This window comes from Burkholderia sp. Ac-20384, assembly GCF_017104605.1.
In the GTDB taxonomy this organism is placed as follows: Bacteria; Pseudomonadota; Gammaproteobacteria; order Burkholderiales; family Burkholderiaceae; genus Burkholderia; species Burkholderia lata.
Window position 1 is genome coordinate 1 of the sequence record NZ_JAAGPE010000278.1, and the last position, 12,344, is coordinate 12,344.

Consider the following 12,344-nt stretch of genomic DNA (forward strand, 5'->3'; position numbering starts at 1 on the left):
TGTATGCCACCGCCACCCCCGGTAGCTCCACTGTCCCTTACGCGCGTTCCCCCCACCACCCTCGTCCGATCTTCCGACGCCGCCCGCGCGCAAACGCCGCAGCACCAGTGGCTCGCCCGCTTCCCGGCCGGGCGCCGTTTCGCGTTCGTCACCAACGAGCTTGCCGCGCAGCATCTCGCGTGCGCGGCCGGCGCCGGCGTCGCACTGTTGCCGCGGTTTCTCGTCGACGATCCGGCCGCGCACGCCGGTGCGCCGCTCGTCGAGCTGACGGCCGCGCCGCGTTGCGACATCGAGCGCGAGATCTGGCTCGTCGTCCACCCGGACGTGCGCCGGTCGCCGCGTGTGCAGCGTGTCGCCGATGCGATCGCCGAAGCCGTGCACGCGGCGGACGGCCGACTGTAGGCAAGTGCCTCAGCACGCGGCTTTGCCACGCGCGCCGACGGCCGGCATAGTAGCGGTTTGCGTTCTGAATTCGCCGGACCCGCCGCCATGCCCACCGCTCCCGCCTGCGTCGTCCGCGACGCGACCGACGCCGACCTCGCTGCGATCCACGCGATCTATGCGCACCACGTGCACCACAGCGTCGCGTCGTTCGAGGAAACGCCGCCCGACGTCGCCGAACTGCGCACGCGCCGCGACGCGGTGCTGCGCCAAGGGCTGCCGTACCTCGTCGCCGAATGCGACGGCCGCGTGGCCGGCTACGCATACGCGACGCCGTACCGCACGCGCAGCGCGTACCGCTTCACGATCGAGGATTCGATCTACATCGACGATGCGCAGCGCGGGCGCGGGATCGGCCGCGCGCTGCTCGCCGCGCTGATCGAACGCTGCGAGGCCGGCCCGTGGCGGCAGATGATCGCGGTGATCGCCGACGGCGGCACCGGCGGCTCGACGTCGCTGCATCGCGCGTTCGGCTTCGAGCCGGCCGGCATGCTGAAGGCGGCCGGTTTCAAGCACGGCCGCTGGATCGATACGGCGCTGCTGCAACGCCCGCTCGGCGATGGCGCGACCACGCTCCCCGTCTCGCCGGAGCCTGTCGCGTCGCGCTAGAATGGCCGCATGTCAAAACAGACTCATTCCACCCCCGACGAGGCAGCACCGGACGCCCGCAACGAGTACACGGTCGACGAACTCGCGCGCGTGTCCGACACGACCGTGCGCAACGTCCGCGCATACCAGGATCGCGGTTTGCTCGCGCCGCCTGAAAAGCGCGGCCGCGTCGGCATCTACGACGACACGCATGTCGCACGCCTGAAGGTGATCAACCACCTGCTCGCGCGCGGCTATACGCTGTCGAACATCCAGGATCTGATCAAGGCGATCGACGAGGGCCACGACCTGCGCTCGATCCTCGGCCTCGAAAATGCGATCGGCGGCCGCTGGTCGCACGAACTGCCGAAGACCTATTCGCTCGCCGCGCTCGCTCAGATGTTCGGCCCGCAGGCGACCACGCAGCTGTCACGCGTGACCGAACTCGGCCTGCTCGAACGGCGCGGCCTGTCGTTCGTCGCGAAGAGCCCCGCGCTGCTCGAGGCAGCCGCCGCGATGACGAAGGAAGGCATCCCGCCGCGCGAACTGCTCGACGTGATCAGCCTCGCACGGCCGCATTTCGACGCGATCGCGCGACTGCTCGTCGATCTCGTCGTGAAGCGGCTCGACCGCTACGACGCGGGCACGCTGCCGCCCGCCACCGACGTGCCCGAGCTGGTCGACGCGATCTGGCGCCTCCGTCCGCTCGCGGCCGTGTTCGTCGAAGGCGAGACGAACCGTGCGCTGGAAACCGCGGCGAGCGCGTATCTCGGCGGCCGCGTCGCAACGATCCTCGACAAGAAGCTCAGCGACGAGGCCGCGCGACAGTCCGGCACACCGGCATCGAAAGACGACAGCGACGAAGCATGAGCGTGCCGCCGTCATATTGATATCGGCAATGCTTCGTTTGCGGGCGTGATCGCCCATGCGACGATTCTTCCAACCGAGCGCCACTGACGCTCGCCCGAAGATGTTTTGCATGGAGTCCGTTCGATGATTCGTTTTACCCGCTGGATCGCCCGCACCGCCGCCGTCACGCTCGTCGCACTGTCCGCCACGTCGGCCTTCGCGCAAGGCGCCGCCGACAAGGTCGTGCGCATCGGCTACCAGAAAGCCGGCCTGCTGTCGGTCATCAAGGCACAAGGTTCGCTCGAAGCGCGGCTCAAGCCGCTCGGCTATGGCGTGCAGTGGTTCGAATTCCCGGCCGGCCCGCAACTGCTCGAGGCGCTGAACGCGAACAGCATCGACTTCGGCTATACGGGCGCGCCGCCGCCCGTGTTCGCACAGGCGGCCGGCGTGCACTTCGTCTACGTCGGCACAGAACCGCCGGCGCCGCACAACGAAGCCGTGGTCGTGAAGGCCGATTCGCCGATCCGTTCGGTCGCCGGCCTGCGCGGCAAGAAGATCGCACTGCAGAAGGGCTCGAGCGCGAACTACCTGCTGCTCGAAGCGCTGAAGAAGGCCGGCGTGCGCTACGACGAAATCCGCCCCGTGTACCTTGCGCCGGCCGACGCGCGCGCTGCGTTCGAGAGCGGCAACGTCGATGCCTGGGTCGTCTGGGATCCGTACTATGCAGCCGCGCAAAACGCGCTGAAGGTGCGCACGCTGTCCGACTACACGGGCCTCGCCGCGACCAACAACTTCTACGAAGCGACGCGGGACTTCGCGCAGCAGCATCCCGACGTGGTCGGCGCGATCCTGAAGCAGGCGCGCGAGACGGGCCAGTGGGTCAACACGCATCCGGCCGACACGGCCGCGCTGATCGCACCGAAGGTCGGCCTGCCGCAATCGCTCGTCGAGACGTGGATCAAGCGTGTCCCGTTTGGCGCAGTGCCGCTCGACGACAAGATCGTCGCGGCCCAGCAAGGTGTCGCCGATGCGTTTTATGCGGCGAAGCTGATTCCGCAGAAGCTGAGCGTGGCCGACAACGCATGGGTCGATAAAAGTGGGGCGAGTGCGCTCGCGGCGAAGTAGCGGGAACGCAGCGCGCAACGTGTCAAAAAGGCCGACGGGCGCATGACTCGTCGGCCTTTTTTGTTCTTGCCGGGTGCTTCCGGAAACACGAGACGAAATGTCGGCGTTCGGCTAGAGTGCGGGTCTCGCTTTCGTGCCGATCGTGGACGACCGCGAAGCAATTCCCCCGTCGCAAGATGACCCGTGATCCGAAAGGCCGCTTCGGGTCGTTCAGGGCCATCGATCACATCAGGCCCTCCCTGACCTGGACGTCATGCCGGGTGGCGCGCGCAGCCAGCCGGGGCCACATCGCCTCATTCGCAAAACGGACCGCCAGGGGAAACAGTTACAAGTTAACGATTGACGTCACCACCACCCAGCGGTTAGTGTATCGTACGAAGTTCAAGAAGTCCGATTGCTGTTCATCAATTGATCGCTCCTCAGCGGTATTCGTTGTCCACTCCCTCCTTGATGCTTCACGCGCTCTTTTAACAGAGCAAATCTTCGTATATTTTTTTCTCAAGGAATCTTCATGGATACCGGTATCGTCAAGTGGTTCAACGACAGCAAAGGCTTTGGCTTCATCACGCCCGACAACGGCGGCGACGATCTGTTTGCTCACTTCTCCGAAATTCGCGCCGACGGCTTCAAGACGCTGGCTGAAAATCAGAAGGTGAGCTTCGAAACGAAGCAAGGCCCGAAGGGTCTGCAAGCGGCTAACATCAAGCCGCTGTAAAGTTTGAAGGACCCGGCCTCCCGTAACGGACGCCGGGTTGCAGCGACATCCCCGCGGAGATTGGTCTCCCAAAGTTGGCGCGATTGCTCTTGGCTGCATCGGTTCATCCAGCAGCTCGCCGAGCGCCACACGCCTCGTTGCACTTCATTCCCCCTCTGGCTGCCAAGCCCTTTTTCGCTTTACGACTACTTCAGATTCAGCCCGCAATGGCTTTGAATCGGCGCACCCGTGCACACTTGGCACGGCACGCGCGCACTCGAACATTATTAAAATTAAAATGCAGAACAACCAAATTCAACAGTACAACGGCTATGCCGTTCAACCCTCGGCGCATCGTTTGCCCGACGGAAGTTTTTCATCCAACCTGCTGCTCGAACGCGCTGGTAGCCCACGCACCGAAGGCCGCTACCAGTTCTATTCGCTCGACTACTTCACTAGCGAGGAGCAGGCGTTGCAGCATTCGGCCCGCTGGGCACGCAACTGGGTCGACACGCGCGGCTAACGGCAGCGCCCGGCCCTCGATCCAGCAACACACAACGCGCCGGCGGCCTGCGCCGGCCTGCTTGCTTCACTAGCCCGCCCCCCTCTCCGCCGGCCGCGTTGCCCGCGATGTCGAGGGTCTCGAACCGCTCTCATCCGATCAGGCAAGCCCTGGTCGGTAGCCAGCGCGCAGCGGGGGCGCATCGGGAAACACGCCGCCGATCGCTTCGGCCGCGTGTTCCAGCATGCTCACGCACTGTCCGATGACGACGACACATGCGCATCGCGCTGAGCGAAATGCGTCGCGGTAGCCAGGTCAATTCCCGTCCCGGTGCCACTCACCGACACGCCAGCCGATTCATCGCACCGCCTCAAAGATCGCCGTTCGAAGACAACCACTCGGGTTCATACGCACCCAGCGCGCGCGCCGGATAAAACCATCGGAGCGGCGCATCGTCGATCCGCACCGGCGGAAGGAGCCGGGATGCCGGCCCCCACGACGTCGGCTCGACGTGTTCCGCGCGATCATGTTGACCGTCGGCGACCAGTTCGACCACCTCGCTCATGGGCTCCGACCGCAACTGCAAATCGGCCGCCGTACGCGCCAGCGACGCGCGAACCTCGGTACCGATGCCCAGTTTCATTCGCGTCGTCAGCCCGCGGATGGCGGCCGTCGCCATCAGGTAACCCGTTGCATGGTCGATGGCCTGAACAGGCAGGTTCACCGGTTCATCGCGGCCCATCACGCGCATGCCCGCCTCGGCGATTCCCGTGCTCGTTTGAATGAGGCTGTCGAAGCCGCGCCGGCAGCGCCAATCACCACTCCAGCCATAAGCGTCGAGCGACACGTCGATGAGTGCAGGATTCAGTTCGCGCCGATGCGCAGCATCGAGTCCGAGGCGCGCCAGCGCATCGGCCCGATAACCGTGCACGACGATATCCGCGCCGGCGAGCAACTGCCTGAGCGTATCGAGATCCGCGGCATCCTTCAGGTTCAGCCGCGCACACCGCTTGCCGAGGACGACTTCGGGCACCGTGCCCGGTTCTTCCCAGCCGTACGGATCGATGCGCAGCACGTCGGCGCCCAGGCCCGCAAGAAACCGTGTCGCCACGGGGCCGGCGAGAATGCGCGTCAGGTCGAGCACGCGAATGCCGCGTAACGGCCTGTCTTTCGAAGGCCGCCAATCATGCGCGACGGCATCGGTCGCGGCACGAACATGCAGCAACGGTTCGGTTGCGACCACCTTGCCCTGCGGATGCTCGGCCCACTCCTGCGCCGAGTACATCGCCGCCGCACAACCGCCGCGCTCGACGATCGCGTGTTCGAGCGCATCGGCATCCCAGCGATTCACCGCTTGCGCGACCGACTGCGCATCGCCGGCACAGTCGAGCACCGACAACGCGGCCAGTCGATGATGCGGCGCATTGGTGTGCAACCGAATCCACCGGTCACGCGCCCGATAGTTGCCAGCCACCGGATCCCATTGAGGCGGCATCGCCCAGCCCTGCGGACGCAGCGATGTGCCGAACCACAGCGACGCCATGCGCCGGTCGACCCGAACCGCCGGCAACGTTCCGGTCGACGCATGCAGCAATTCGGCAACGGACGTCCCGGCCGCGCCGATCGCCGCCGTGGCCAGATCGGTTACGCGAAACGCGGAGACAAGTTCTCCCGCGCCACTGAAGCTGCACGACTCGAGAAAAGCCGGTGCCCCGCCCGCCGCCAGCCAGAACGTCCGCAGATGACGCGACACCCGATCCTCACCGGACGCGGCCCGTTCCCTCGACATTTGATCGACACGCATGTTCGCCTCGCATGAATTAAGTGAGGCAAAGATCGTCTCGCTCGCATTTGCTGTCAACGTTGATTATCCTGATCAACCTGTCGAACGATTCCCCCTGCGCACGATGTCGAACTACCTGAATTCGACCGAAGCCGCGGCACGGCTCGGTGTCTCGCGGCAAACCCTCTATGCGTACGTCAGCCGCGGCCTGCTTCGCGCGGAACCGGGCAACAGCCACCGTGAAAGCCGCTACCTCGCGGCCGACGTCGACCGCCTCGCCGATCAACGTGCACGAGGCCACAAGCCGAAGGAAGTCGCGAAGGCCGCGCTGAACTGGGGCTCGCCCGTGCTCGAATCGAGCATCACGTTGATCGACGGCGGCCGGCTCTTCTATCGCGGTGTGGATGCACTCGAGCTCGCTACCCGCGCGAGTCTCGAGGATGTCGCGGCGCTGCTGTGGCGATGCGACGAGCAGACTGCTTTCGGCCGCCGCGTCCCCACGACGCCCTCAGTACTGCGAACGCTCTTCAGGCACTACGACAATCAACGCGCCGAGCAGGCGTTGCTGCCGCTCTTCACCGTCGCAAGCGAGGACGCGCCAACGGCGATCTGGCATCAGTCGGCCGATCGCCACGCACAGGGCTGCGGCGATCTCGTGCGGATCCTGGCGGCATGCCTGCTGCGCACCCGGATCGATACCGCACCCATCCACGAGCAATGCGCACGGGCATGGGGCGTCGGGCCGGCGGGCGCCGAGCTGATCAGGATGGCGCTCGTGCTGTGCGCGGATCACGAGCTGAACGCGTCGAGCTTCACGGGGCGATGCATCGCGTCGACGAACGCGAGTTTGCGAGCCGTCGTGGTCGGTGGCCTGGCCGGCTTGTCGGGCGAGCGGCACGGCGCCGCCACCGCGCGTGGTGAAGCGCTGTGGGACGAACTGGGCAACAAGGATGTCGAGCAGAAAATGGGCGAGCGCCTCGCCCGGGGAGACGGCTTGCCGGGCTTCGGACATGCGCTCTATCCCGACGGCGACGTGCGCGCGACGTATCTGCTGTCGCGGATCCTGCCGCGTCATCCCCAATGGAAAAGGATGATCGATGCAGGGAGCGCGCTCGTCGGCCAGAAACCCTCGCTGGATCTCGCGCTCGTGGCACTGCGCAGACATTTGCGGCTTCCCGTCGGTGCCGCATTCGGGCTGTTCGCGCTTGGCCGCTCGATCGGCTGGATCGCGCATGGGCTCGAGCAGCGCGAGCAATCCGATCTCATCAGGCCGCGCGCGGTTTATACAGGGACCTGGCCAGATGGCGCCGGGGCGGATCATGCACGATCCCGCGGACGGTCGGGTAAGCAGCAAACAACGCAAGCTGCAGCGCCGAAAGACGACATGCTTGCCGCTTTTTTCAGGAATCGATAGCTTCTCGCTTGATGTGATGACGTCGGCGCACATCGTCGGTGACATGCCGACGCCTCGTTGGTGAACGGAAGCAGCCACCCGCTGACATTTCGCGGATGTCGTCAACGGGTCGGCAAGGCCCTCCACGGAAATCCGCGAATACTTTTCGCCGGTTCCACGGAACGCAAACAGCTCACCGCACATGAATCCGGCGACGCGCGCACCGCACCGGCGGTACGCGCATCCTCGGCATGCTGACTTACTTCAGCCCCCCCGCCACCTTCTTCTGCCGCCACAGACACAGCAGATCACACGCAACATGCGCGGCCGCGATCGCCGTGATGTCCGCGTGGTCGTACGCGGGCGCAACCTCGACCACATCCGCGCCGACCAGGTTCACCGCGCCGAGCGCGCGCACGATCGCGAGCGCCTGCGCCGACGACAGCCCGCCCGCGACCGGTGTGCCGGTGCCAGGCGCGAACGCCGGATCGAGGCAGTCGATATCGAAAGTCAGGTACGTGGGCCGCGCGCCGACGATATCGACGATCCGCTCGACCGCCGCGCGCGCGCCATGGTCATGCACCCACGCCGCATCGAGCCGCTCGATCCCGAGAAAGTCGTCGTTCCACGTGCGAATCCCGACCTGCACCGACGTCGCCGGATCGATCAGCCCTTCCTTCACGGCCTTGTAGAACATCGTCCCGTGATTGAGGCTGTCCGGATCGTCGTCGGCCCACGTGTCGCAGTGCGCGTCGAAATGGATCAGCGACAGCGGCTTGCCGTAGCGCTCCGCATGCGCGACCAGCAGCGGATACGTGATGTAGTGGTCGCCGCCGAGCGTCAGCATCTTCGCGCCGGAACCGAGGATCGTGCGCGCATGCTCGACGATCGCGGGCTTGATCGACAGCGGGTTGTGCGCGTCGAACCAGCAGTCGCCGTAGTCGACCGCCGCGAGATCGTCGAACGGATTGAAACCCCACGGATACGGATGAAGCTCCGCGAGCTGCACGCTCGCCGCGCGGATCGCAGCCGGACCGAGCCGCGCGCCGGAGCGGTAGGTCGTCGCGAGGTCGAGCGGCACGCCGGAGATCGCGACGTCGACGCCGTCGAGCTTCCGCGAATAGTTGCGGCGCATGAACGACAGCACGCCCGCATAGGTGTTTTCGATCGACGAGCCGTACGGCGTCGTGCGACGGATCGCACCGTCGCCGTGGAGAAGTTCGGTCATGGTCGGACCTGTTTTCGTGGGGAGGCCAGCCCGCCCCGCTTCGCATCAGCGCACGGGCCGGGCACGGCATGGATTCATCGGGCACCCACCGGCTTGCGCATCCAGTCGCGCGGCCGGGCGGAACAACGACAGCAACAACCACCTCGACAACGGCAATACCGCGGCGATCATAGCAAGCCGAATTGAAGTCGTTGCCCCGGTTCAACCGGGGCAACGTGCTGAAGCTTTCCGCCGCCGGCCCCGGCCCCGATTCCTAGAAGGATTCGCCGGTTTTCGCCCGCCCTTTCTTCCGGATAATGGCCGACAGCCGCGCCCTCGACGGCGCGCCGTCCACCGCAGACAACAACAAACCGGAGACACCCGCCTTGATCGCCACGCTTCCCGCCACCTACCGTCGGCTCTGGCCGCTCGCCGTCGTCGCCGCGCTGCTGTACGGGCTGTCGCTCGCCGCCGCGCCCTATCCCGGCCAGGCCGCCGCTAAAGCCGCGATGGGGATCCTGCTGCTCGCGGCGGGCAGCACCTGCGCCGCGCCGCGCGAACGCGCGTGGCTGTGCGCGGCGCTCGTGACGGCCGTGCTCGGCGACGTGCTGCTCGCGCTGCCCGACTGGCCGCTGTCGTTCGTCCTCGGCCTCGGCGCATTCCTGCTCACGCACGTGTGCTATTGCGCAATCTTCATGCGCTGGCGCGCCCGGCCGCACGGCTGGCGCATCGTTGCGCTCGTCGGGCTGTGGATCGCCGCGCCCGCGTTCTACGTGGCGTTCTTCCCGCACCTCGGCGAGTTGCTGGCACCGGTCGCCGTCTACATGCTCGTGCTGTGCGTGATGGCGAGCTTCGCGCTCGCCGCCCGCACGCGCGGCCCGCTGGTGGCCATCGGCAGCCTGATCTTCGTCGGCTCCGACACGCTGATCGGCGTCGGCCGCTTCCTCGGCGGCTTTCCGGGCATCGATTACCTGATCTGGGGCCTCTACGCGCTCGCGCAGGTCACAATCGTGGCCGGGGTTTTCCATGAGACGGCCGCCCGATCGATCCGTCCCTGATACTGTTTCAAACAGACCGCCGCGCACCGGCGGTCTCGCCCGCTTCCTCTCTCGCCCTGCCGACGGCCCTTTCCGCGCATCCCCCGATGCGGAAGCCGACCCGTTCCAAACCCCGCTCAGCCTTTTCCCGTCTGGCTTCCGGCCCTTAGAGCGCCGCTTCTAGCCTCTTGCGGTTTCCGGGTTCACCCACTATCTTTACATCAACCAATGTAACATTCAAAAATGAGCCAAATCGGAGACACCCGGATGAATGCTCGCACGCTGCCTTTCGGTCCGCCCGGCCACGACGGCCTGGACGAAACCATCGACATCGCCATCATCGGCACCGGCTTCGCCGGCCTCGGGATGGCGATCCGCCTGCGGCAAACAGGCGTGACCGACTTCGTCGTCCTCGAGAAGGCCGCGTCGGTCGGCGGCACGTGGCGCGACAATCATTACCCCGGGTGTGCATGCGACGTGCAATCGCACGTCTATTCGTTCTCGTTCGCGCCGAACCCGCGCTGGACGCGCATGTTCGCGCCGCAGCCGGAAATTCGCGCCTATCTGGAAGACTGCGTGCAGCGCTTCGGGATCGGCGCGCACCTGCGCCTGAACCACGAACTGCAGCGCGCCGAGTACGACGAGGCCGCGCAACGCTGGCGCCTCACGTTCGCGAACGGCAAGCGGCTGTCCGCGCGCGTGCTGGTGTCGGGGATGGGCGGGCTGTCGCGCGCCGCGCTGCCGTCGATTCCCGGCGTGGAGAACTTCAAGGGCCGCGCGTTCCACTCGCAGCAGTGGGATCACGACTATTCGCTCGAAGGCAAGCGCGTCGCGGTGATCGGCACCGGTGCGAGCGCGATCCAGTTCGTGCCGCAGATCGCGCCGCGCGTGAAGGAACTCGCGCTGTTCCAGCGCACGCCGCCGTGGATCATGCCGAAGCCCGACCGCAACCTGACCGGGCTCGAGAAATGGCTGTTCCGCACGCTGCCGTTCACGCAGAAGGCCGTGCGCAGCAGCATCTACTGGATGCTCGAATCGCGCGTGCTCGGCTTCGCGATCCATCCGTCGCTGATGAAGAACGTGCAGAAGCTCGCGCTGCGCCACATCCGCAAGCAGATTCCCGATCCGGAGCTGCGCAAGACCGTCACGCCGAACTACACGCTCGGCTGCAAGCGCGTGCTGATCTCGAACGACTACTACCCGGCGCTGTCGCGCAAGAACGTCGACGTGATCACGACCGGCATCGATCACATCGAAGCCGACGCGGTCGTGACGACCGACGGCCGCCGCCATGAAGTCGACTGCCTGATCTACGGCACCGGCTTCCAGGTGGCCGATCCGTATCCGCGCGGCGCGATCATCGGCCGCGGCGGGCTCGACATCGTCGACGCCTGGCGCGACGGCGCGCACGCGTATCTCGGCTCGACGCTGCCCGGCTACCCGAACTTCTTCATGATCGTCGGCCCGAACACGGGCCTCGGCCACAACTCGATGGTGTTCATGATCGAGTCGCAGATCGAGTACATCCTCGGCGCACTGCAGGCGATGCGTCGCGAACGGGCGGATGCGATCGAGGTGCGCCCGCTCGTCGAGGCGCAGTTCAACAGCGACCTGCAAGGCAAGCTGAAGAAAGCGATCTGGTCGACGGGCGGCTGCAAGAGCTGGTACCTCGATCCGCGCACCGGCAAGAACACGACGCTGTGGCCGGGCTTCACGTGGCGCTTCCGCCAGGCGACCGCGCACTTCTCGATCGCCGACTACCACGCGTATCGCGCGCCGCAACACGACACGACCGCGCGGCCCGCCGCCGCGCCCGCCGCTTCCGCTTCGACTTCCCCGTCCGCCGAAGCGGCCTGAGCCAGACAAGGAGCAACCGACATGAGAGATTTCGCCAACAAGGTCGCCGCGATCACGGGCGCCGGCTCGGGCATGGGCCGCTCGCTCGCGATCCAGCTCGCGCAGGCCGGCTGCCAGGTATCGCTCGCCGACAAGAACGGCGTAGGCCTCGCCGAAACCGAACGGATCATCCGCGCGATCGCGCCGAACGTGCGCGTGTCGACGCGCGTACTGGATGTCGGCGACCGCGAAGCAATGTTCGCGTGGGCCGACGACACCGCGAAAGAGCACGGCAAGGTCAACCTGATCTTCAACAACGCGGGCGTCGCGCTGTCGAGCACGATCGAAGGGGTGGAATACAGCGATCTCGAGTGGATCGTGAACATCAACTTCTGGGGCGTCGTGCACGGCACGAAGGCGTTCCTGCCGCACCTGAAGGCATCGGGCGACGGCCACGTGATCAACACGTCGAGCATCTTCGGGATCTTCGCGCAGCCGGGCATGAGCGGCTACAACGCGACCAAGTTCGCGGTGCGCGGCTTCACCGAATCGCTGCGCCAGGAACTCGACATGATGAAGTGCGGCGTGTCGGCGACCTGCGTGCATCCGGGCGGCATCCGCACGAACATCGCGCAATCGAGCCGCGTCGCGAAGAACATGGTCGGCTTCATCGTCGAGAGCGAACAGCAAGGCAAGGACAGCTTCGAGAAGTTCTTCATCACGACTGCCGACGACGCCGCGCGCACGATCCTCGCCGGCGTGCGCAAGAACAAGCGCCGCGTGCTGATCGGCCGCGACGCGAAGGGTGCGGACTGGATGGCGCGCATCCTGCCGTCCGCGTACCAGGCGCTCGTCGTGCTCGCGACGCGCCGCGAGGCCGCGAAGGCCC

The 12,344-nt window shown here is 66.2% G+C and carries 12 protein-coding genes; 10 read left to right on the forward strand and 2 right to left on the reverse strand.

Annotation, left to right across the window (positions count from 1 at the left end; all coding sequences use genetic code 11):
* From G3O00_RS33595 to G3O00_RS33620, 6 genes are all read left to right on the forward strand, one after another.
* Window positions 1-402, forward strand: a 402-nt coding sequence (locus G3O00_RS33595) for a LysR substrate-binding domain-containing protein (protein ID WP_241025457.1), incomplete at its 5' end; no start/stop codon positions are given.
* 87 nt (window positions 403-489) lie between these two features.
* On the forward strand, window positions 490-1,050 hold the full coding sequence (locus tag G3O00_RS33600) for a GNAT family N-acetyltransferase (protein WP_174929671.1): 561 nt from the start codon (window positions 490-492) through the stop codon (window positions 1,048-1,050).
* A gap of 9 nt (window positions 1,051-1,059) precedes the next feature.
* Window positions 1,060-1,899: a MerR family transcriptional regulator gene (locus G3O00_RS33605; RefSeq protein ID WP_206145564.1), complete on the forward strand. Its 840-nt coding sequence runs from the start codon at window positions 1,060-1,062 to the stop codon at window positions 1,897-1,899.
* Window positions 1,900-2,022: 123 nt separating this feature from the next.
* On the forward strand, window positions 2,023-3,003 hold the full coding sequence (locus G3O00_RS33610) for a sulfonate ABC transporter substrate-binding protein (protein WP_206145565.1): 981 nt from the start codon (window positions 2,023-2,025) through the stop codon (window positions 3,001-3,003).
* 511 nt (window positions 3,004-3,514) lie between these two features.
* Entirely contained in the window at window positions 3,515-3,718 is a 204-nt protein-coding gene (locus G3O00_RS33615; RefSeq protein ID WP_006485974.1) for a cold-shock protein, read from the forward strand.
* 277 nt (window positions 3,719-3,995) lie between these two features.
* The gene (locus G3O00_RS33620; RefSeq protein WP_011354757.1) at window positions 3,996-4,220 is read left to right on the forward strand and encodes a hypothetical protein; all 225 of its coding nucleotides are present in this window, start codon (window positions 3,996-3,998) and stop codon (window positions 4,218-4,220) included.
* A 349-nt stretch (window positions 4,221-4,569) separates the two neighbouring features.
* Here G3O00_RS33620 and G3O00_RS33625 read toward each other — a convergent pair whose 3' ends face one another.
* Complete coding sequence (locus G3O00_RS33625) at window positions 4,570-6,003, reverse strand: CoA transferase (RefSeq protein WP_206145566.1); 1,434 nt, start codon at window positions 6,001-6,003, stop codon at window positions 4,570-4,572.
* A 103-nt stretch (window positions 6,004-6,106) separates the two neighbouring features.
* Between G3O00_RS33625 and G3O00_RS33630 the strand changes: the two genes are divergently transcribed.
* Complete coding sequence (locus G3O00_RS33630; RefSeq protein WP_206145571.1) at window positions 6,107-7,396, forward strand: citrate synthase family protein; 1,290 nt, start codon at window positions 6,107-6,109, stop codon at window positions 7,394-7,396.
* Window positions 7,397-7,634: 238 nt separating this feature from the next.
* Here G3O00_RS33630 and speB read toward each other — a convergent pair whose 3' ends face one another.
* Window positions 7,635-8,603, reverse strand: coding sequence for an agmatinase (gene speB, locus G3O00_RS33635; RefSeq protein WP_206145567.1), 969 nt, complete (start codon window positions 8,601-8,603; stop codon window positions 7,635-7,637).
* Between the two features lie 365 nt (window positions 8,604-8,968).
* Here speB and G3O00_RS33640 point away from each other — a divergent pair, with 365 nt between their 5' ends.
* The 3 genes from G3O00_RS33640 to G3O00_RS33650 form a co-directional block, all read left to right on the forward strand.
* Window positions 8,969-9,640, forward strand: coding sequence for a lysoplasmalogenase (locus tag G3O00_RS33640; RefSeq protein ID WP_206145568.1), 672 nt, complete (start codon window positions 8,969-8,971; stop codon window positions 9,638-9,640).
* 246 nt (window positions 9,641-9,886) lie between these two features.
* Window positions 9,887-11,476, forward strand: a complete 1,590-nt coding sequence (locus tag G3O00_RS33645) for an NAD(P)/FAD-dependent oxidoreductase (RefSeq protein ID WP_206145569.1) — start codon at window positions 9,887-9,889, stop codon at window positions 11,474-11,476.
* Between the two features lie 21 nt (window positions 11,477-11,497).
* A partial coding sequence (locus G3O00_RS33650) for an SDR family oxidoreductase (protein ID WP_206145570.1) occupies window positions 11,498-12,344 on the forward strand: 847 nt, incomplete at its 3' end.